Source organism: Brachybacterium sp. AOP3-A1-3 (genome assembly GCF_052378285.1).
Lineage (GTDB): Bacteria > Actinomycetota > Actinomycetes > Actinomycetales > Dermabacteraceae > Brachybacterium.
This window is the reverse complement of the sequence record NZ_JBQSXM010000001.1, coordinates 236,319-256,766: the sequence shown is the minus strand read 5'-3', so window position 1 is coordinate 256,766 and position 20,448 is coordinate 236,319. Positions and strand designations below refer to the sequence as shown.

Genomic DNA, 20,448 nt, shown 5'->3' with positions numbered 1-20,448 from the left:
GGTGACTCCTCCGCGCCTCGATCCGCAGATCAGTACGTGTTGACGCTCGCGGAGAGTCCCCCGGTGGCGATCACGATCACGATCAGGATGATGTAGAGGATCCAGATGATCGCGAAGACGATCCAACCCCACTTGTAGAGCTTGTTCGCCAGCGGGAGGTCGGTATCCGCCTTGACGAGTCCGACGATCGCGAGGACCAGGGTGATGATGTTGCCGCCGCAGAGGATCGAGACGATCAGCTGGACGATCCACTTGGTCTTCTTGACGGGGGCGCCTCCGGTCGGCGCGGCAGGAGCGAAGTTCGGGTTGGTCATGATGGTGGTCCCTTCGAGGTTCCTAAGGGTTGAGTCCCCTGAACGTGTCATCAGTCGCCGCGGAGATCCCGCTCGACGTCGGGAGGAATCATAACCCTGAGAAGACCCTGATGCGCTATGGGGAGCAGTCCCCACGTCCGTGGATCCGCCGGGTTGTCGAGCAATCTCTCAGAACGGGCAGATCGATGAATTCTTGATCAGTCAGTATGTGGTGGGTGCGCTGTTGACCAGTGCGATCGCGGCGATCACGTTGATGACGATGATGATGATCGCGATGATCCACATGATGATGAAGGCGATCCAGGCCCACTTGGTGAACTTCTTCGCCGTGTCCGGCTCGGTGTCAGCCTTGAGGTAGCCGAGGAGGCCGAGGACCCCAGGGATCGCGCCGCCGCAGACGAATCCGACGATGGTCGCGATGAGCGCGCTCTTCTTGATCTTCTCGATGTCGAAGCTCGAGGTGGGCATGGTCATGGGATTCCTTCTTCCTGATGATCACTATCCCGGGCCCGCAGATGCGCCCGTTCCCCAGGCCGGATGTTCTCGACATTCCGTTCCTGGCGAGCGAATTCTAACGTGAAGGAGGAGGGGCGCCGCTATGGGGAATAGTCCCCATGGGTCGGTTCGGTGGGCTGCCGGTCAGGTCAGCCCAGCGTCACCCTGTGCACGAGCACGGTGAACTCCTCGGGGCTCCCCGTCTCGCGGGCCCGCAGCCGGCCGCCCTCGAGGGACAGCGCATGCACCTGCTTCACGACCACTCCGCCGCGTCCGTCGACGATCCCGATCGCGATCTCGCTCTCCTGCGCGATCGCCTCGAGCACACGGTCGGTGACCGACAGGTCGGTCGCGCCGGCCTCCGCCGCCCGGATCCTGCCGACGGCCTCGAACGCCGGGACCCGCAGATCGGGTCCGTCGACGGTGACCAGGTCCGGGTCGACCGGGCCGCCGGGCAGGGAGTGCGCGAGCTCGGGGCCGGCGGCGCTGCCGTCGGGACCCACCGCCTGCGGGGAGAGCCCGGCCGCGCGCGCCATCTGCAGGGCGAAGCCGGGGTCGGAGAGGGTCACGGCGACGGTCGGGGCGAGGCGATGCAGCGACAGCGCCGCAGCCTCGGGAGCGACCTGCAGGAGATCGAGCACCTCGGCGTCTGCCGTGAGCACCGTGGTGGCTCGGGAGATCTGGATCCGTCCGTGACGACGCTGCTCGTCCTGCAGCAGGTAGCTCAGCCCCTGCGGGATCGGGGATCGCGAGGAGCTCTTCAGGAGAGCCAGCAGGGCCTCCGCATCACGCCCCGACCCCAGGGCCCGGCGGACGGAGGCGGTGCTGAACCGCAGCGTGAGCGCGCCTCCGCGGGAGACGACCTCCGCCCAGTCCAGCAGGGGCAGCAGACGCTCTGCGGGCCGTCCCGGGACGACGACGGTGAGATCCGCGTCCAGCAGCACCTCGTCCACCGGGGCGGGGGCCGCTGTGCGCAGTGCTCCGGCGAGGCGGGCATCGGCCTGGGTGACGTCCTCGTCCAGCGCGAGCACCAGCTCCTGGCCGAGCACGGTCAGCGCCCCGTCATCGAGCACGCCGAGCGCTTCGCCCTCCACGAGCAGCGCGGCGGTCTCCTCCTCGATCACGTCGGCGGGGACGAGGGGGAACGCCCAGGCCAGGGAGAGCGCCAGGGAGTCCTCGTCGATGCTGAGACCGGGGCAGGTGCGCAGGGTGCGCAGCAGGCTGCCGCGACGGGTGCGCACGCCGTCACGCCGGGTGAGGTCCGAGAGCAGGGAGCGGTTCGCGCCCGCGGCGTCGGGCGTGCCGACCACGGCTGCGAGGTGGTGGCCGAGCGCCCAGGCCAGGACAAGCTCCGCCCAACGCTGCTCGGCGGCCTGGACGCGGTGGGCGTCCCAGTCCCGGGTGGGATGCCATTCCTGCCCGTCATGGCCGATCAGCCCGGCCTGCCAGGCGGACTGCAGCACGGTGGCGTAGGTGATGGTGGTCGTGCCAGCGCGGTCGGCGAGGCGGCGCAGGTCGCGCTGGGGCAGCCCGCCCTTGCGCAGCACCCCCGGTGGATCCTCGTCGAATCCGCGCACGGTCCCCAGCAGCCGTAGGGCTTCGAAGGCCCGCTCGACGGCCTGGGCGGAGCGGGAGCCGGGGATGCGCTCGGTGAGCGGGGAGCCGCTGGGGGAGGGTCGCAGCGCGGCGTGGCTGCGCCGGACACGGCCGTCGCGGAGCGCCAGCTGGACGGTGCGGGGGATGTGCAGCGTGCCCTCGCCATCGGCCACGACGATGCCGGCTCCCTGCAGAGCGGCAGCGAGACGGCCCCTGCCTTCCACGGTCGACGGGCCCCAGGCCAGGGTCTCCAGGACCTCGGACAGGGTCTCGCGGGCGGCGACCACCCGGCGTTCCGCCTCGGCCGCTGTCGGATCGTCCGGGGTGGCGGGGGCGAGGCCCGCCGGGGTGCGGAGTCCTTCGCGCAATGGGCGGATCAGGTGCAGCTCGTCCTCGCCCCAGACCACGGCGAGGGTGGTCAGGCGCTCGAGGGCGGGGGAGATGGTGGCCGGATCCGAGGAGACCGCCGCCGCGAGGTCCGCCGGGGCGACGCCGTCCTCGAGCACGGCGAGGGCCTCGACCAGATGCAGTTCCGGGAGGGTGAGCGCCCCGAGCGCCCGACGCGCCGACGTGGCACCGGCGGCACGGGCTGCGAGGGGGCCCAGCCCCTTGGGAACGGGCGAGGCGAGATCCGGTCGGGCGAGGAGCAGCGCCTCCAGGCGGTCATCGCCGAACCGTCGCAGGGAGTCCGCGAGGGACCGGATCACAGCGGTCATGGTGCGATCCAGCATAAAGTGATTCCGCAGTGCTGGGTGCACGCGGTCCGGACGGATCGCGCGGGCCAGCCCCCATAGCCCAATCGGCAGAGGCGGCCGCCTTAAAAGCGGCACAGTGCGGGTTCGAGTCCCGCTGGGGGCACGTGGTGTCCGGTGCAGTCGCCGACGGTTCCCGCCCGATTCCCGGTGACCGGTCGTTCCGGGCCACAATGGAGGGCATGACCGTCGACCCGTCCGACTCTGACCAGCCCTCCTCCGATCAGCTCTCCTCCCGTCTCGACGGGGTGCTCGCCCGCATCGACGAGGCCGCCGAGCGCAGCGGGCGCGACGGCCGATCGATAACCCTGCTGCTGGCCACCAAGACTCGCACGCCGCAGGAGATCGCCACGGTGATCGAGATGCTGCGGGAGCGCGGTCGCGAGATCGCGGTGGGGGAGAACCGGGCCCAGGAGATCGCCAAGCATGCGGATCCGCTGCTCGTGGACAACGGGGTGCCACGGCACTTCATCGGCCGCCTCCAGACCAACAAGGCTCGTGACGTGGTCGCCTTCGCCGAGCTGATCCACAGCGTGGACCGCGAGGACATCGCCGACGCGCTCGAGCGCCGTGCCGTCCTGGCCGGACTGGTGCGTGAAGTGCTCGTGCAGGTCAACACCTCGGGGGAGGAGTCGAAGGGCGGGTTCGCCCCGACGCTGGAGTCCGTCGGCCCGATCCTGGATCGCCTGCGGGCGAGCGAGCATCTGCGGCCCGTGGGCCTGATGACCATCGGCGCCAACACCAGCGACGCCGACCAGGTGCGAGCCTCCCTGCGCGGGCTGCGAGAACTGCGTGACCAGGCCCGCGAGCAGCGTGATGTGCCCGGGCTCGAGCAGCTGTCGATGGGGATGAGCGGGGATCTCGAGATCGCGGTCGAGGAGGGCGCGACCATCGTGCGCGTGGGCTCGGCGATCTTCGGCGCTCGTTCCTGACCTCAGAGCTGTTCGAGGAGCCCGTCCAGATGGTTGTGGCCGCGGAGCAGATCGGTGAGACGTGTGTGTGCTGTGCGGCGCGGGCCGGGCTCCGGATGGTGCGCGTAGATCGCGAGCTCCATGTACAGGTCGTAGACGTTCAGCCGGTCGCGCAGGTGCTCCCGCTCGAACAGCTCCGGATAGGCGCCGTGCAGCCACCGGGGGACCTCGGCGAGCGTGGTTCCCTCGAGCCCTCGCCCACCGGGCGTGGGCGGGAACTCCTCGGCCCGCGCGCACCAGCGCAGGAGCGTGTCGAGCTCGGCGTCCGCCGGCTGGGCCGACGCTTCGGCGAAGTCGATGAGCCCGGTGACGCGCCCCTGATCGACCATCACATTGGACCCGTGCAGATCGCCGTGGACGAGAACGTGGGGATCGTTCGCGAACAGCCCCACCCGGTCCTCGAGCCAGGCGGCGACGTCCGCGAGCAGGCGCGCGTCATGACCGGGTCGACGCCGGGCGGCCTCGACCTGCTCCTGCGCCGCACTCACCATCGGCGGGTGGTACGCGGGCCATGGCTCACCGGCGAGCGCGTCGATCAGCCAAGGTGGACGCAGGTCCTCCGGGGCAGGCACCGAGTGCAGGGCTCGCAGCGCCGAGCCGAGGCTCTCGATCAGGGCGCGGCGCGTGGACGGATCCGCCTGCGGCCACGCCGCATGCAAGGTGCGGCCGGGCAGCCGTTCGGAGACGTACCACGGCCCGTCGGGCCCGTCCCCGTGCGCGATGTGCGGGGCGTGAGGGACCTCGGTGCCCTCGAGCAGGCCGACGACCGCGGCCTCGTGGGGATAGGCGTCGCGGAACCGTCCGTCGCTCAGCCGGACCACATGGTCCTCGCCGACCCATGCGCGGCTGACCCAGCCGCCCTGGGAGCGGAAGCGACCCCGAGCCGGCAGCCCGGCAGCGGTCAGAGTCCTCAGCAGCGCCGGATCGGCGGCGGGCTCGCCCTCGGTCGGATCGCTCTCGGCCGGATCGCCCACGGGCGCCGTGGTCACCATGTCAGGATCCGGGGCCGACGAGTGCTTGGGGGATCCCGTACTCGTGCTCGAGGACCTCGCAGGCGGCGCCGACGGCGATGAGGTCCGTGCCGCGCGTGGAGAGCATCACCTCGACGTGGACCCAGGGCTCGGCGTGCAGGCCCTCGGCCAGCGCCGCGCGGATCGCATTCATGGACGACTCGTGGTGGGAGTAGACGGTGCGGCCGCCGAGGACCACGCGGTCCACGTCGACCAGGCGCACGATGTCCACGACGATCGTGGCGAGCACCTGTGCGGCGAGCTCCTCGTCGTCGGCGGCGAGGGCGGCCTGGTACTCGGCCTGCGCGCAGCCGCGTCGGCCGCAGGTGCAGGGGGTCCCTCCCATCCGCACCACCGTGTGGCCGGCCTCGCCGGCATGGGAGTGGGCGCCGCGGATGATCGTGCCGTCGAGGCACAAGCTCGCCCCGAGACCGTCCTCGACCAGCACCAGGGCGGCGTCGTGGAGCAGGCCCGGCTGGGACCAGGTCTCGCCCACGAGTGCGGCGCGGGAATCATGGTCCAGGAGCACGGGGAGCCCCAGCTCCTCCAGGAGCAGGCGGCGGATCTCCGCCCCGCGCCAGGGATCCGGCTCGGAGGTCCCGCGGTAGACGCCCTCGGCCCAGTCGACCGGGCCGGGCATGCCGATTCCGGCGCCCAGCAGCACTCCGGGGCCCACCTCGGCGAGGGCGCGTGCCTCGGAGGCGAGGGTCGCGATCAGCTCGGGCACGGGCTGCAGGCGGCCGATCTCGAGCTCGCGGCGTTCGAGGATCTCTCCGCTGAGGTCCACGACCACGCCGTGCACCCGGGAGCGGGTCAGGTGCAGGCCGATCGCTCTGCGTGAGGACGGCACGATGCGATAGAGGGTGGTCGGCTTGCCGGGTCCCGCGGTGAGCGTGCCGGCCTCGGCGATCAGCCCGCGGCCCATCAGGCGCGCCATGATCTTCGAGATCGCCTGGGGTGTGACCTGGAGCGCCTCCGCCAGCTCGGCGCGGGAGACGGGGTCACCGCGGCGGGCGACGGCGAGCACGGCGGCGTCATGGGCGCCGGCGACGCGGTCCAGCGGAGTTGTCGGTCTCACGCCGGTCATCCTCGCACGTGGCCGAGGTGTGATCCAGATCCGGAACCCTCCCCCTTGACGTAACGCAACAGCGTTGCCTTACTCTGGATGCCGGGTCGATGGAGCCCGCCCCTGAACACCCGCATCCGAAAGGTCGAGGCACCCATGACCACCATCGACGACATCCGCACCGCACCGCCCCCGCTGACCCCCGCCCGACGCCGGCTGGCACTGCTCGCGATCGCGCTCGGCGGGTTCGGCATCGGATCCTCCGAGTTCGTGACCATGGGCCTGCTGCCCGGGATCGCGCACGGCCTGCTCGGCGACCAGATGGCCGCCGACCCCGAGGGCGGCATCGCCAAGGCCGGCATCGCGATCTCCGCCTACGCCCTGGGCGTCGTGGTCGGCGCCCCGATCCTCGCCGTGCTCTCCGTGCGCTGGAGCCGCTCCTCGATGATCATCGCGCTCGCCGCCGCGCTCGCCGCCGGCGCCGTGCTCTCGGCGGTCATGCCCACGTTCGAGCTGACCGTGCTCGCCCGCTTCGTCGCAGGCATCCCGCACGGCGCCTACTTCGGGGTCGCCTCCCTCCTGGCCGCCTCCCTCATGGGTCCCGGCAATCAGGGCAAGGGCGTCGCCCTCGCCCTGTCGGGCCTCACGGTCGCGAACCTGCTCGGCGTGCCCGTGCTGACCGCCGTGGGCCAGGTCGCCGGCTGGCGCGCGGTCTACCTCCTGATCACCCTGGTCTTCGTGACCACCGTGGTGGCCCTGAAGCGCACCATCCCCCATGAGCCGAAGGTCGTCGGCCGGCGCATGGTCGAGGAGGTCGTGGCACTGAAGCGGCTGCAGCTGTGGATCATCATGGGCATCGCCGCGGTGGGTTTCGCCGGTGGGTTCGCCGTGTTCAGCTACGTCGCCGACATCACCACCAAGGTCACCGGCGCCCCGGCGACCGCCGTCCCGTGGGTGCTCGCCGCCGCCGGGCTCGGCATGACCGTCGGCAACCTCGTCGGCGGTGCCGCCACCGACCGCTCCCTGAACCGGACCCTCATGATCGGCTTCCCGATCTACATCGCCGCACTCGTGGGCCTGTTCCTGGTCGCGCACACCTCGCTGGTCGCCCTGCTGGTCGGGTTCTTCCTCGTCAACGCCGCGAACGCGTCCCTCAACCCGGCGATGCAGACCTGGCTGATCCGCGTGGCACACCGCTCCGAGGTGCTCGGCGCCTCGCTGAACCACGCCGCCTTCAACGTCGCCAACGCCCTCGGCGCCTCCCTCGGCGGCGCGGTGATCGCCGCCGGCTTCGGCTACGAGGCACCGATGGTCGTCGCGATCGCGCTCGCGTGCGTCGGCTTCACCCTCGTGGTCGGGACCCTGGTGGGCCTGCGGGTGCGCGCCCGCCGGACCCTCGAGGTCCTCAGCCAGCACGAGGACACCATGACCGGCTCGCTCCCCGTCGTCGAGCCCGTCTCCGTCTGAGAACCACCACCACTCGACCGGGCCCGGCCACTCCCTCGGGAGGGCCGGGCCCCTGCGCATCCGGTCGGCCGATCTGCGCCCCGACGTCCGCCCCGGAGCTCGTCATACTCGGTCATCCGGCTCCCGGCGCGGGACCCCCGCGTGCCTACAGTGGAGGAGCGCCGTCCGGCGGCGCCCGGGCCATCCCGCGCCGGGGTTCCCGGACCGACGCAGACACCGTGACGCAGAGACCGTGGAGGCCCCGTGCATATCCAGACCGCCGCCGTGCAGACCCTCCGGCACCATGAGCACGGTGCCGTGGTCCCGCCGATCCACCTCGCCTCGACGTTCGAGCTCGACCCGGGCCGCGAGGACGGCAGCTACGCCTACCAGCGCGGCGCCAACCCCACCCGGGCCCAGCTCGAGACCGTGCTGGCCACGCTCGACGGCGCCGCCCACGGCTTCGCCTTCGCCTCCGGCATGGCCGCCACGGCCGCCGCGCTGTCCACCCTCGAGGTGGGTGACGAGGTGATCCTGCCGGCGAGCGTCTACGGCGGCACCTATCGCTTCGTGGACCTCGTGCTCCCGGGCCGCGGCATCACCGGGAAGTTCGTGGACGACCTCGACGCGCTCACCGACGAGGACTTCACCCCCGCCACCAGGGCGATCTTCATGGAGACCCCGGCGAACCCGACGCTGCGGATCACCGACCTGCGCCGCCTCACCGAGCTCGCCCACAGCCACGGGGCGATCGTGATCGTCGACAACACCTTCATGACGCCCGTGCTGCAGCGCCCGCTCGAGCTCGGGGCCGACGTCGTCGTCCAATCCGCCACGAAGTACCTCGCCGGGCACTCCGACCTCCTGGCCGGCGCGATCACCACGAACGACGAGAGCCTCGCCGAGGCCTACGCCCTGGCCCAGAAGGCGCAGGGCGGGGTGCTCTCCCCGGGGGATTCCTTCCGCCTGATCCAGGGCATCAAGACCCTCCCGCTGCGTCTGGAGCGCCAGCAGGCCAACGCCGTCGCGATCGTGGACCATCTGCGGGCCCACCACGACATCGCCCAGGTCTGGTACCCCGGCTCCCACAGCGAGGACGAGGCCCGCATCCATGCCGGGCAGGCCACCGGCACCGGCGCGGTGCTCTCCTTCGAGCTCGCCCCCGCGCTGGACCGCGTCGCTTTCCTGCGCGCCCTGCGCTATCCCGGCTATGCCGTGAGCCTCGGCGGGGTGGAGTCGTTGATCTGCCGCCCGGCGACCATGACCCACGAGGCCATGACGCCGCAGGCCCGGGAGAACGCAGGCATCTCCGACGAGCTGCTGCGGCTGTCCGTCGGCATCGAGGACGTGGCCGATCTCCTCGAGGACCTCGACCAGGCGCTCGCCGCCGCCCGCTGAGGGGCACCTCCCGCTGAGGTGCACTTCCCGCGGGGGCACATCTCGCTGAGGGCGGAGCGGGCTTCCAGCCCAGGCACGGGAAACGCCGATACAGTAAGGGAGTCGGCGCGCCAGGGAACGGTGCCCTCCGTCCCTGACGTCGGCCCACCATCTCTCTCGTGAGGAGCGCCATGGCACGCCACAACATCGTGTTCGGCCGTGACCAGGCCGTGCAGGGGCAGAACTACAGCGCCCCCCAGTTCGGTCAGTCGCAGAGCGGCCCGGCCCCGGGGACCCAATGGTCCCAGGGCTTCGACCAGCAGAGCCCCGACAACCTCGAGGCCATGTACAGCAGGCCGGCCGCGACCGGCCACGACACCGGCCGCATGACGATGCGCGACGCCCTGAACGCGATCACCGCGACCCTGGGCCTCATCGTCGTCGTCGGCTTCGCCGTCGGGATCGCCCCGGCGGTGCTCGGCGCCGTCGCCGGCCCCGAGGGTCAGCAGCTGGGCACCCTGATCGCCGGGGCCGCCCTGGTCGTCGGCCTCATCGGTGGCCTGGTCACCGCGATGATCAACATCTTCAAGAAGCAGCCCTCGGCGATCGCGGTGCTCGCCTACGCCGTGTTCGAGGGTCTGCTCCTCGGCGGCATCAGCGGCATCATGGAGCTCGCCTACCCGGGCATCGCCCTGCAGGCCGTGCTCGGCACGCTCGCCGTGGCCGGCACCGTCCTGGTGCTGTTCCGGATGGGCATCCTGCGCACCTCCCCGAAGCTCACCAAGATCGTCTCCGTGGCGATGGTCGCCTACCTGATCTTCGGCGTCGTGAACATCGGGTACCTGCTCATGACCGGGCAGAGCCTGCGCAACGGGCTGATCGGCCTGATCATCGGCGGCCTCGCCGTCGTGATGGCCTCGTACTGCCTCGTGATGGACTTCGAGGACGTCCAGCGCGCCGCGAACTCGGGCGCGCCGCGCAACTACGCCTGGCGCTGCGCCTTCGGGCTCGCCGCCACCATGGTGTGGCTGTACGTCGAGATCCTGCGGATCCTCGCGATCCTCCGCGGCGACTGACAGCGTCGATCGGCGAGCGCTCCGTGCGCCGCCCGTATGCTGGAACGGCGGGTCCCCTCCTCGGGGGCCCGCCGTTCCGTTCCCGACAGAGAGGTGTTCCCGATGGCCGAGCTGTGGCAGTGGGTGCTCGACCACGGCGTCGTCGTCATCACGTACATCTTTCTGGCGATCGACGTGATCCTGCGGATCCTCGGCCTCGTGGTGGTCCCGCGGAACCGTCGGCCCGGATCAGCCCTCGCCTGGCTGATGGCGATCATGATCTTCCCGCTCCTCGGCATCCCGCAGTACCAGCTGCTGGGCAAGGCGCAGCTGCCGCGGAAGCGACGAGAGAAGCAGAAGATCATCAACCGTCTGATGCATGTGCGGGCGCACGACATCCCCGACAGCGAGCTCGATGCCGATTCGCCGAGCTGGCTGCAGTCCGCGGTGAACCTGAACCGCGAGCTCGGCGCGTTCCCGCTCACCGGGAACAACTCCGCGGATCTCGAGATCGACTACGACACCTCGCTGTCCCGCATGGCCGAGGACATCCGCGCCGCCGAGAGCGAAGTGCACGTCCTGTTCTTCGCGATGGCTCTGGATACGACCACCCAGGACTTCTTCGATGCCCTCGCGGAGTCCGCCGCTCGTGGCGTGAAGGTCCGGGTGCTGTACGACCACTGGGCCTCGCTCACCCACGGCTCGGTCTATCGGGCGATGCGTCGCCACCTCGACGCCCACGGCATCGAGCACTACCCGATGATGCCGGTCAAACCCTTCCGCGACGGAGCCTTCCAGCGGCCCGACCTGCGCAACCACCGCAAGCTGCTCATGGTCGACGGCCAGATCGGGTGGATGGGAAGCCAGAACATCATCGCCCCGCACTACAACAAGCGCGCCAACATCCGTCGGGGTCTGCACTGGCAGGAGACGATGGCCCGCTTCCGCGGACCCATCGTCTCGGAGATGAACCTGCTGTTCGCGACGGACTGGTACTACGAGTCCACCGAGATGCTCACCGAGGCCGATCTGGTCCAGGCCCCGGTCGACACCTCCGGCACCTACGAATGCCAGCTGGTCCCGAGCGGTCCGGGCTTCGTGTTCGAGAACAACCTCGCCCTGTTCAACCAGCTGTTCTACTCGGCGGACCGACGCATCAGCGCGGTCAGCCCCTACTTCGTCCCGGACGAGTCGATGCTCGCGGCGATCGTGACCGCGGCGCGCCGCGGCGTCGAGGTCGAGCTGTTCGTCTCCGAGATCGGCGACCAGTTCCTGGTCTTCCACGCCCAGCGCTCCTACTACTCCGAGCTCCTCGCGGCCGGGGTGAAGATATGGCTCTACCGGGCGCCGACGATCCTGCACGCCAAGCACGTCACCATCGACGACTCGGTGAGCGTGATCGGCTCTTCCAACATGGACATCCGCTCGTTCCTGCTGGACATGGAGAGCTCGATGATGGTCGGCGGCTCCGACTTCATCCAGAAGGTGTACGACGTGGAGGACGTCTACCGTTCGCGCAGCCGGCAGCTGACGCTCGAGGAATGGGAGCAGCGGCCCGTGCCGATGCGGCTGCTGGACAACCTCTGCCGGCTCGCCTCGGCGGTGGTCTGAGCAGAAGAGCTCCGAGCAGGGCAACTCCGAGCCGGAGTGCTCTGAGCGGGGGAGCGGAGGCGGTCAGCTGCCCAGCCCGGTGAGGGACTCCAGGGCGGCATCGGCCGCCTCCTCGTGGTCGGTGACCCCGATGGCGGTCTCGAGGGCGAGGGCGCTGGGGCCCTGCTCGGTCTCGAGCACTACCACGACGATCTCGGTGGCGTCGGTCGTCTTGAGGTCATCGGAGCCGAAGTTCACGACGGCCCGCGTGGTGTAGCCGGGCATCCCGGCGATGGTCACCGGGGTGGTGGTCTCCTCGTCCCAGGTGCGCTCGCGGGCACGGTTGTCCCCCCAGTCGCCGTTGGTGAAGAAGCACTTCGCGATCTTCTGGGAGGCGATCTCGTTGCCCGGGTACTCGACCCCGGACTGCCAGTCGACCGATCCGACCGTGATCGTCGAGATCCACCCCTCCTCGACCAGCGCGGACGCGACCTGGGTGTCGTTCAGGAAGAACGCGGGCCCTTCGCTCTTGCGCCCGTCGAACACGGCCGGGGGGATGAACTGGAGGCCTCCGCCGCGCAGCTTCCCCGAGGGATTGGTCGAGGTCCGCTCGTACTCGGGGGCGTAGCAGCGCTCCTCGACGACGTCCGTCGGGGTGGGCGGCTCGGAGTCCGTCGAGGTCGCGGAGGCGCTGGAGGAGGCGCTCTGCCCGTCGGGACCGCTGCTCGGACCGTGCCGCAGCACCAGGTAGGCCACGGTGGCGCCGACGATGAGCAGGAAGACGAGGGAGAAGGCGAGCCCGCCGAGCAGCAGGGCGTTGCCGCGACCTCCGCCGGCCCGACGGGTCGTCATCCGACGACCTCGAGGCTCGCGATGATGTCCTCGAGCTCCTGCACGTGCTCGGGCTGGTCGGCGGCGACGTCGCTGGCCAGGGCGCTGGGCCCGTCAGGTCCTTCGACCACGATGGCGGTCACCACCGAGGAGTTCGTGGTCGCGAGGATCTCGGGGTCCTCGAAGTAGTAGGTGGCCTGCACGATCCACGCCTGATGGCCGTCGACCGTGATGACCTCGGACCGGTAGTCGGTGACCTTCGGGTGATCCCCGAAATAGGCGACGACCCCGGACGTGGTCGCATAGCACTGGAAGATCGCGACCGCGGCCTTCTCCAGTCCGGGATAGCCGCCCTCCTCCTTCGGCCAGACCACACGACCGAGGTTCACGACGCTGAACCAGGAGTCCTCGACCTGGCGTCCCTGGGCATTGACCTCGGACATGTAGGGGAGAGCGCTCGAGCCCCACGGGTAGTCCCAGGTGTCGGGAATCGTGTACTGGAGATCGCCGCCGCGGATCGTGCCGGGGTCGGCGGGCGGGGGCGTGCCGGGGTCGCTCGGGAAGGTGCAGTCCGTGGTCGGCTTCTCCGTGAAGATCGGCGGGGGAGGCGCGAGGTCGGGATCCTCGGGATCGGGCACGTACTCCGACTGGCCGCTGCCGGTCCGCTCGCCGGTCTTGAAGGCGGTGGGATCGTGCTCCTCGAGCACGGAGCGGAGCACCGTCTGCGAGAGCACGAGAGCGACCACGGCGAGCAGCACGACACCGGAGCCGACGACGGCCAGCACGGTGGTCAGGGTCCGGTGGCGGGCCCGTTCGCCGGGTTCGCCCAGGGTCACGCCGTTCTCGGCGGGCCCAGACCCGGACAGGGCATGCGGATCGTGATCGCTGAAGTCGGGCAGGCCGGAGCTCGGTGTTCGCTGATCGCCGCTGTGCGGATCCTGAGTCATCGCCACCTCCCCGGCGCGGAGGGCCCCTGCCCCGTCGAGGGATCCCTGAAGAGGACCCCGTGTCCCCGGGTGATTCTCGCATGCGACGCCCGCCCCTCCAGCACAGGGACGACCAGCGGGATGGACGGTGTCATGACCAGCCGGAGGAACAGCGTCACGGCCAGCCGGGGCCCAGCGTCACGACCGGCGGGGCCACCAGCAGGTCCCGGTCACCGGGAGCAGGTGCGGTTGATACTCTCCGGGCACTGGCCGACGGAGACCTCGCTCCGGTCCCGGCACCGATAGATGGAGTCCGCATGCGCCCACCCCTCGTCCTGACGATCGCCAGCTCCGATTCCGATGGGGCCTCCGGCCTCCAGGCGGATCTGAAGACCTTCACGGCGCTCGGCGCCTATGGGGCGAGCGCCGTCACCATGGTCTCCACGGTGAACTCGCAGGGGCTCCAGGGCATCCACTACCTGCCCGGTGAGGTGGTGCGCAGCCAGATCGACGCCGTCGCCACGGACCTCCTGCTGGACGCCACCAAGATCGGCGCCCTGGGCAGTGCGGCCGTCGTCGAGTCCGTCGCGACCGCGGTGCGGGAGCACCGCGGTGCGCTGGGCCGTCTCGTCCTGGACCCCGTGATGGTGGGCAGCGACGGCTCGGCGCTGATCTCCGCGGAGGGTGCGACGGCGCTGCGTGAGTCCTTGGTGCCGCTGGTCGACGTGCTCACCCCGAACATGGCCGAGGCGGCCCAGCTGCTGGGCAGGCCGGTGGCCACCTCGATCGACGAGATGCGGGAGCAGGCGCTGGCTCTGAAGGCGCTGGGACCGCAGGCCGTGCTGGTCACCGGCGGACGCCTGGAGCACGACGACGCGGTCGACGTCCTCGTCCATCCCGGTGGCACCGATCTGCTGCGAGCCGAGCGCGTGTCCGGACGGTTCGTGCGCGGCGCCGGGTCGACCCTCTCCGCCGCGATCACGGCGCAGCTCGCCCGGATCGAGGAGTTCAGCCGTGCCGGGGAGCTCGGGGAGATCGGTGACGCCGGCAGCCAGGACGACCTCGTGACGATCGTGGCCTCGGCCCGGGAGTTCCTCGCGAGCGCCATCGAGAACGCGCAGGGCTGGAAGGTCTCCCGCCACGGCGGTACCGGCTACAGCCCGCTGAACCACCTGATCACACTCGACAAGGCGTGATCGTCAGCTCGTGAGCAGCCCGAGCTGCTCCTTGAGGGTGAGGACCCGCAGGGCGGACTCCTTGACGCGTTCCTTGTTCGCGGGGTCCTCCGCAGCCCACTCCTCGAGCGCGTCGACCAGCTGACCGGTGAGCGAGGCATCGGCCGTGATCACCACGTCTCCGCCGGCGGCGAGCGGGCGCGTGGCCCGTTCGGCGACGGGGACGTCGGCGACGGCCTTCGCGGCCCCGATGTCGTCCGTGACCACGAGTCCGGTGAAGCCGAGCTGGTCGCGCAGCAGGTCCTGGATCGCGGCGCGCGAGAACATCGCGGGCACACCCTCCTCGAGCTGCGGGTAGATCGCCGAGGACATCATCACCAGCTGCGCGCCGGCGTCGATCCCGGCGGTGAAGGAGTCCAGGAACGGGTCGTCGGGTCCGGTGACGGGGTCCTCGATGCCTTCCGCCGAGAAGTCGGTGTTCTCGCGGACCCGGCCCAGGCCCGGGAAGTGCTTGAGGGTCGCTGCGACCCCCTGGCCGTCGAGCGCCTCGACCGCGGCGGCCACGCACTCGCCGACCTGCTCGGGATCCGTGCCGAAGCCGCGGCCCAGCGCGCCGACGGGCGCGTTGTCGTCACCCAGCGCGGGGTCCACGACGTCGGCGACGGGGGAGAAGGCCACCTGGATGCCGCGTGCGGCGAGATCCTCGCCGATGCTCGTGTACGCCTCGGCGACGGCGTCCGTGCCGTCCCGCCCGAGGGTCTCGGCCGACGGGGTCTTGCGGGCGGCGTCCCCGCGCAGCATCCTCACCTGCCCGCCCTCCTGGTCGACGGCGATCAGCGGGGGCAGGTCGGAGCGCGAGCCCTCCTGGGCGGCGGCCACCGTGGCATCGACCTCGTCGGCGCTCTCCCACACCTGCAGCAGGAAGATCCCGCCGGCATGGTGCTCTTCGAGCACGTCCCGGGGGATCTCGGTGCCGGCCGGGATGCCGACCATGACCAGCTGCCCGGCCAGCTCGCGCGGCTCCAGCTCCTCCAGCAGCAGCTCGGCGGCCGTCGGCTCCGGGGTGGGGTCCGTCGTCGGGTCGTCGGAGGGATCCTTCCCCGCGGACGAGCCCGTCCCGTCGTCCGAGGAGCCGCCGGAATCGTTGGACCCGTCCGTCGCCGGATCGGTCCCGGAGTCCCCGCCGGGCGCGGTGCAGGCGGCGAGCGCGGCCGTGGGGGCAAGAGCCAGGAGATGACGTCGTCGCATGGCGCCAGTGTTCCATGTCGGACCGTCACTCAGAGTGCTGTGATGTGGCGCACCGGACGCCCCGTAGGGTGGCCCCATGAACACCGAGACGTCGCCCCGGGACCACCCCCGGGCTGCCTCGATCGAGGCCGGGACCGGCACCGCGCTGGAGACCTGGGTGCAGCGGATCGCCGAGGCCGGTGGTCCCGATCTCGACCACGCCGCCATCGCCCGCCTGCTGCCCGAGCGCTGGGACATCACCGAGTGGTGGGCACAGGGCGTCACGGTGGCGTACGAGCAGGTCATCGGTCGGCGGGTGGTGGGGCAGAGCGGCGACGGCGACTTCTCCGTCTCCGCCTCCCGGACCGTCCCCGGGGACCCTGACGCGGTGCGGGAGCGCTGGTCGCGTTTCATGACGCCCGCGCGGCGCGAGCAGCTGGGTCTCGAGGACCCCCGCCTCAGCGACACCGCGACCTGGCGCTATTGGCGCGCCGGGGTGACCGACGGGAGCCGGGCCTCCGTGAACATCACGGCGAAGAGCAGCCCGGCCACGACCACGTCGACCACGACCACCTCGGCCACGACCACGTCGACCACGACTGCCTCGACCGGGGCGAACGCGACCGGGCCGCGCAGCACGCTGGGCATCGGGCACAAGGGCCTCGAGACCGAGGCCGCGCGCGACGCCTGGAAATCCGCCTGGAGCCGGATCCTCACAGACTTCCTGTCCTCCCCTGACGACCTCCTGAAGGAGACCCGATGACCGACGCCGCCTCGCAGAGCACACCCGCCGCCTCGCAGAGCACGAACGCCGCCCAGCTCCCCGCCCCCGACGGCTCGACCGACCCTCACGAGTGGCTCGAGGACGTGACCGGGGAGAAGGCCCTGGCCTGGGTGCGTGAGCACAACGCCGCCGCGGAGTCCGAGCTCGACGCGGTGCGGGATCCCGTCGGATCCGACGCCGCCGACGACGCACCGCTCGCGCAGACCCTGCAGCGCGAGATCCTCGAGATCCTCGACGCGACGGACCGGATCCCGGGCGTGGTGCTGCGCGGTGAGCACCTCTACAACTTCTGGACCGACGGCGAGCACGAGCGCGGGCTGTGGCGCCGCACCACGCTGGAGTCGTACCGCACGGACGCCCCCGACTGGGAGATCCTGCTGGACGTCGATGCGCTCAACGAGGCCGAGGGCGAGGACTGGGTGTGGCACGGCGCGAGCCTGCTGCGCCCCGTCGGCCTCGAGGACGGCGAGCCCTACCGGCACGCGCTGATCGACCTCTCCCACGGCGGCTCCGACGCCGACGTCACCCGCGAGTTCGACCTCGAGACCCTCTCCTTCGTGCCCGAGGCCGAGGGAGGGTTCTACCGCCCCGAGGCCAAGGGGAGCCTGGGCTGGATCGACGTGGACACGGTCTGGGCGTCGACCGACTTCGGAGAGGGCACACTGACCAGCTCGGGCTACGCGCGCCAGGCCCGCCTGTGGAGCCGCGGCACCCCGCTGGACGAGGCGCTCCTGGTGCACGAGGTCGCCGAGAACGACATGGCCGTGTTCGCCGCCCACGACTCCACCCCCGGCTGGGAGCGCGACTGGGTGATCGAGGCGCACGCCTTCTACGACAACACGGTCCATCTCGTGGACCGCGCCCAGGAGCCGCCGGCGCTCACCACCCTCGATGTGCCCCACGACCTCGACGCCACCGCGCATCGCGACCTGGGCATCTTCGCCCCGCGCAGCGACTGGGAGTTCGACGGGACGACGTACCTCTCGGGGTCGCTCGTCGTCGGCGACTTCGACAGCTTCCAGCGCGGCGAGCCCGAGCTGCACGTGCTGTTCGAGCCCACCGAGAGCACCTCGCTGGAGGGGATGACCATCACGAAGTCCGCGGTGGTGCTGACCATCCTCGAGGACGTCGTGCACCGCCTGGAGGTCCACACCCGCGACGAGGACGGCGCCTGGGTGAGCCGGGACCTCTACCCCGAGCTGCAGGGCTCGATCGGGGTCGCGGCCGTGGACTCGGACGTCGATGATCGGATCTGGGTGACCGTGACCGGCTTCATCGAGCCCACGACGCTGCATCTGGGTGACCTCTCGGAGGTCGCCGAGGGTGGCGAGCCCAGCGAGCTCGAGATCATCAAGTCGACGCCGGCCCGCTTCGACACCACGGGCCTGGAGGTCAGCCAGCACTTCGCGACGAGCGATGACGGCACCCGGATCCCGTACTTCGAGATCTCGAGCACCGACGCCGTGGAATCCGAGCAGCCCTCGCCGACCCTGCTGTACGGGTACGGCGGCTTCGAGATCTCCCTGACGCCGAGCTACCTCGGGGCGATCGGCAAGGCCTGGCTGGAGCGCGGCGGCACCTACGTGCTGGCGAACATCCGCGGCGGCGGCGAGTACGGGCCGCGCTGGCACCAGGCGGCGCTCAAGGAGAACCGGCATCGTGCGTACGAGGACTTCGCCTCGGTGGGGCGGGACCTCGTGGAGCGCGGCGTCACCGACCGGGACCATCTCGCGGTGCGCGGCGGCTCCAACGGCGGCCTGCTCACCGGGAACATGGTCGCCCAGTACCCTGAGCTGTTCGGTGCGGTCATCATCCAGGTGCCGCTGCTGGACATGAAGCGCTACAACCATCTGCTCGCCGGCTACTCCTGGATGGCCGAGTACGGTGACCCGGACACCGAGGACTGGGAGTACATCCGCACCTTCAGCCCGTACCACCTGCTGCGCGAGGATCCGGAGCGGCAGTACCCGCCGACGTTCCTGCTCACCTCCACGCGCGATGACCGGGTCCATCCCGGCCACGCCCGCAAGTTCGCGGCCGCGATGGAGTCCCTCGGGGCGGATGTGCGCTCGTGGGAGAACACCGAGGGCGGGCACGGCGGCGCGGCCACCAACGAGCAGGCGGCTCGGATGAACGCCCTGCTGTACACCTTCCTGTGGAGCACGATCGGCTCGTGAAGCTCCCCGGCGTGCGCTCCAGCGACCTCTTCGATCGTCCGGCGCAGGACGATCTGCTGCAGATCCGCAACGACCTGATGACGGTCTACCGCGAGATCTCGTCCGACGACGACCGCCTGTTCCCGCTGCGCTATGCGCGGACCGTCCCCCGTCGCATCTCGCGGCGACGGAGGGCGGCGGCCGGTGAGACGGTCGGTGCGTCCAACGGTGCGTCCGACGGCGCATCGGCCGGTGCCCCGCGGCCGTCGGCGGCACGACCGGACGTGCCCGTGCTGCTGCTGCCCGACGGGCCGGACCGGGCCTCGGTGCTGCCCTATGACGTCTTTCGTCGCGGCCTCGCCGGGCGCGGACTCGACGTGCTCATGATGGAGCATCGGGGCGTGGGCCTCTCGCGCCTCGACGCGGAGGGCCATGACCTCCCGCCCCATGCCATGACCCTGCGCGAGGTGCTCGGTGACCTGCTCGCGGTGCTGGACCACGCCCGGGCCCCGCAGGTCGCGCTGTACGGCGTGGGCTACGGCGCCTACCTGGCCCAGGCGTTCGCCGTGCTGCACCCCGAACGAGTGCATTCCCTCGTCCTGGACTCCCCGCTGACCAGCGCGGACGACGAGAGGATCGCGCAGGAGACGCTGCGGGCGATGTACTGGGATGGCACCGTGCCGGCCACCTCGACGACCGCGTCGACGCTGCGCCGGCTCGTGGCGGAGGGCGTCGTGGACGGTCATCGGGCGGGCCCGGTGGTGCTGGCCGTGCACGAGCACGGCGGACCGACGGCCGTGCGCGACCTCGTGGACCTGCTCGCGGTGGGTCGCGGCCAGCTCACCTGGAACAGCGTGCGGCAGGTGCTGAACCGGGACTGGCTGCAGTCCACGCCGTACGTCATGGAGTACGACCTGACCGCGCGCATCCTTCACACCGAGCTAGGGGTGGGGCACCATGCCGATGGCGGGCCGTTGGATCCGCTGGTCATCTCCGGCGAGAAGTCCCGTACGGTGCCGCCGTTCACCGGCGAAGTGCTCGATCTGCATGCGCTCGCCCCGGCGATCACCGCCCCCACCCTGGTGATCACCGGGTCGCAGGACCTCATCTCCCCGCCGCGGATCGCCCGGGAGCTCACGGCACGGATCCCCGGGGCGCGACTGCTCGAGGTCCCCGGGGCCGGCCACTCGATGCTCGACACCCGCAGCCAGATCACGCAGGTCGCGGCCCGCTGGAGCGCCTGCGGGGCGGCTCATCTGCTGCCGGAGCACGCGCACGAGCTCGCGGCGCTTCCGGCGACCCCGACGGATCAGGCGCTCTCCCGCGGCCTCCAGATCGCACTGGCCGCGGAACGGTACTCCCCGTGGCGGATCCGTGTGGAGTCCGCCCGGGCGAAGCGGGAGCAGGCCCAGGTGGACCCCCGGTCCCGCCGCACTCGGCACGTGAAGCTCGACTGAGCGTTCCTCGTCCGGGCTGTCAGGCCCGGCTCGGCTCGGCTCGGCTCGGCCCAGCCCGGCACTCGGGAGGGATGCCCTGGCAGCGAAGGATTCCTGTCGGACGGCCTGCCGATCGACCCTGGGGGCGCATATCCTGGAGGCCGGTCGCGAGCAGGGGAGCGCGACCGATCGTGACTGCACAGATGCACGGCATTGGTGCGCTGCACTGCGGATCTGCACA

General features: G+C 71.0%; 17 protein-coding genes and 1 tRNA gene. 10 read left to right on the top strand and 8 right to left on the bottom strand.

Annotation, left to right across the window (positions count from 1 at the left end; genetic code table 11):
- Positions 1-29 precede the first annotated feature (29 nt).
- From ACT3T5_RS01160 to ACT3T5_RS01150, 3 genes are all read right to left on the bottom strand, one after another.
- Positions 30-314, bottom strand: a complete 285-nt coding sequence (locus tag ACT3T5_RS01160; RefSeq protein ID WP_443343429.1) for a hypothetical protein — start codon at positions 312-314, stop codon at positions 30-32.
- Between the two features lie 201 nt (positions 315-515).
- On the bottom strand, positions 516-788 hold the full coding sequence (locus ACT3T5_RS01155) for a hypothetical protein (protein ID WP_443343431.1): 273 nt from the start codon (positions 786-788) through the stop codon (positions 516-518).
- 170 nt (positions 789-958) lie between these two features.
- Positions 959-3,121 carry a helicase-associated domain-containing protein gene (locus ACT3T5_RS01150; RefSeq protein ID WP_444593348.1) on the bottom strand — a complete coding sequence of 721 codons (2,163 nt, stop codon included), beginning with the start codon at positions 3,119-3,121 and terminating at the stop codon, positions 959-961.
- 68 nt (positions 3,122-3,189) lie between these two features.
- Here ACT3T5_RS01150 and ACT3T5_RS01145 point away from each other — a divergent pair.
- A tRNA-Leu gene (locus tag ACT3T5_RS01145) sits at positions 3,190-3,263 on the top strand.
- A 76-nt stretch (positions 3,264-3,339) separates the two neighbouring features.
- Complete coding sequence (locus ACT3T5_RS01140) at positions 3,340-4,089, top strand: YggS family pyridoxal phosphate-dependent enzyme (RefSeq protein WP_444576360.1); 750 nt, start codon at positions 3,340-3,342, stop codon at positions 4,087-4,089.
- A gap of 2 nt (positions 4,090-4,091) precedes the next feature.
- Here the strand turns inward: ACT3T5_RS01140 and ACT3T5_RS01135 are convergent, their stop codons facing one another.
- Positions 4,092-5,117, bottom strand: a complete 1,026-nt coding sequence (locus ACT3T5_RS01135; RefSeq protein WP_444593347.1) for a phosphotransferase family protein — start codon at positions 5,115-5,117, stop codon at positions 4,092-4,094.
- A 4-nt stretch (positions 5,118-5,121) separates the two neighbouring features.
- Positions 5,122-6,225, bottom strand: coding sequence for an ROK family protein (locus tag ACT3T5_RS01130; RefSeq protein WP_443343439.1), 1,104 nt, complete (start codon positions 6,223-6,225; stop codon positions 5,122-5,124).
- A 135-nt stretch (positions 6,226-6,360) separates the two neighbouring features.
- Between ACT3T5_RS01130 and ACT3T5_RS01125 the strand changes: the two genes are divergently transcribed.
- The 4 genes from ACT3T5_RS01125 to cls all read left to right on the top strand — a co-directional run bounded on the left by ACT3T5_RS01125 (position 6,361) and on the right by cls (position 11,693).
- On the top strand, positions 6,361-7,671 hold the full coding sequence (locus ACT3T5_RS01125) for an MFS transporter (protein ID WP_444593346.1): 1,311 nt from the start codon (positions 6,361-6,363) through the stop codon (positions 7,669-7,671).
- A 243-nt stretch (positions 7,672-7,914) separates the two neighbouring features.
- The gene (locus ACT3T5_RS01120) at positions 7,915-9,048 is read left to right on the top strand and encodes a trans-sulfuration enzyme family protein (protein ID WP_444593345.1); all 1,134 of its coding nucleotides are present in this window, start codon (positions 7,915-7,917) and stop codon (positions 9,046-9,048) included.
- A gap of 170 nt (positions 9,049-9,218) precedes the next feature.
- Entirely contained in the window at positions 9,219-10,103 is an 885-nt protein-coding gene (locus ACT3T5_RS01115; RefSeq protein ID WP_444593344.1) for a Bax inhibitor-1/YccA family protein, read from the top strand.
- Positions 10,104-10,205: 102 nt separating this feature from the next.
- Entirely contained in the window at positions 10,206-11,693 is a 1,488-nt protein-coding gene (cls, locus tag ACT3T5_RS01110; RefSeq protein ID WP_444593343.1) for a cardiolipin synthase, read from the top strand.
- Positions 11,694-11,756: 63 nt separating this feature from the next.
- Here cls and ACT3T5_RS01105 read toward each other — a convergent pair whose 3' ends face one another.
- Together ACT3T5_RS01105 and ACT3T5_RS01100 are read right to left on the bottom strand one after the other, a co-directional pair.
- Positions 11,757-12,524, bottom strand: coding sequence for a hypothetical protein (locus ACT3T5_RS01105; protein WP_444593342.1), 768 nt, complete (start codon positions 12,522-12,524; stop codon positions 11,757-11,759).
- Positions 12,521-13,450: a hypothetical protein gene (locus tag ACT3T5_RS01100; RefSeq protein ID WP_444593341.1), complete on the bottom strand. Its 930-nt coding sequence runs from the start codon at positions 13,448-13,450 to the stop codon at positions 12,521-12,523. Before ACT3T5_RS01100 ends, ACT3T5_RS01105 begins: the two co-directional genes overlap by 4 nt.
- 296 nt (positions 13,451-13,746) lie before the next feature.
- On the opposite strand from ACT3T5_RS01100, the gene thiD reads away from it, so the two are divergent.
- Complete coding sequence (gene thiD, locus ACT3T5_RS01095; RefSeq protein WP_444593340.1) at positions 13,747-14,625, top strand: bifunctional hydroxymethylpyrimidine kinase/phosphomethylpyrimidine kinase; 879 nt, start codon at positions 13,747-13,749, stop codon at positions 14,623-14,625.
- A 3-nt stretch (positions 14,626-14,628) separates the two neighbouring features.
- Here the strand turns inward: thiD and ACT3T5_RS01090 are convergent, their stop codons facing one another.
- On the bottom strand, positions 14,629-15,852 hold the full coding sequence (locus tag ACT3T5_RS01090) for a glycoside hydrolase family 3 N-terminal domain-containing protein (protein WP_444593339.1): 1,224 nt from the start codon (positions 15,850-15,852) through the stop codon (positions 14,629-14,631).
- A 76-nt stretch (positions 15,853-15,928) separates the two neighbouring features.
- On the opposite strand from ACT3T5_RS01090, the gene ACT3T5_RS01085 reads away from it, so the two are divergent.
- The 3 genes from ACT3T5_RS01085 to ACT3T5_RS01075 are packed head-to-tail and all read left to right on the top strand — an operon-like array spanning position 15,929 to position 20,228.
- Positions 15,929-16,594, top strand: coding sequence for a hypothetical protein (locus ACT3T5_RS01085; RefSeq protein ID WP_444593338.1), 666 nt, complete (start codon positions 15,929-15,931; stop codon positions 16,592-16,594).
- Positions 16,591-18,792, top strand: a complete 2,202-nt coding sequence (locus tag ACT3T5_RS01080) for a prolyl oligopeptidase family serine peptidase (protein WP_444593337.1) — start codon at positions 16,591-16,593, stop codon at positions 18,790-18,792. The genes ACT3T5_RS01085 and ACT3T5_RS01080 overlap by 4 nt, the downstream gene beginning before the upstream one ends.
- Positions 18,789-20,228 carry an alpha/beta fold hydrolase gene (locus tag ACT3T5_RS01075; RefSeq protein ID WP_444576341.1) on the top strand — a complete coding sequence of 480 codons (1,440 nt, stop codon included), beginning with the start codon at positions 18,789-18,791 and terminating at the stop codon, positions 20,226-20,228. The genes ACT3T5_RS01080 and ACT3T5_RS01075 overlap by 4 nt, the downstream gene beginning before the upstream one ends.
- Positions 20,229-20,448 lie beyond the last annotated feature (220 nt).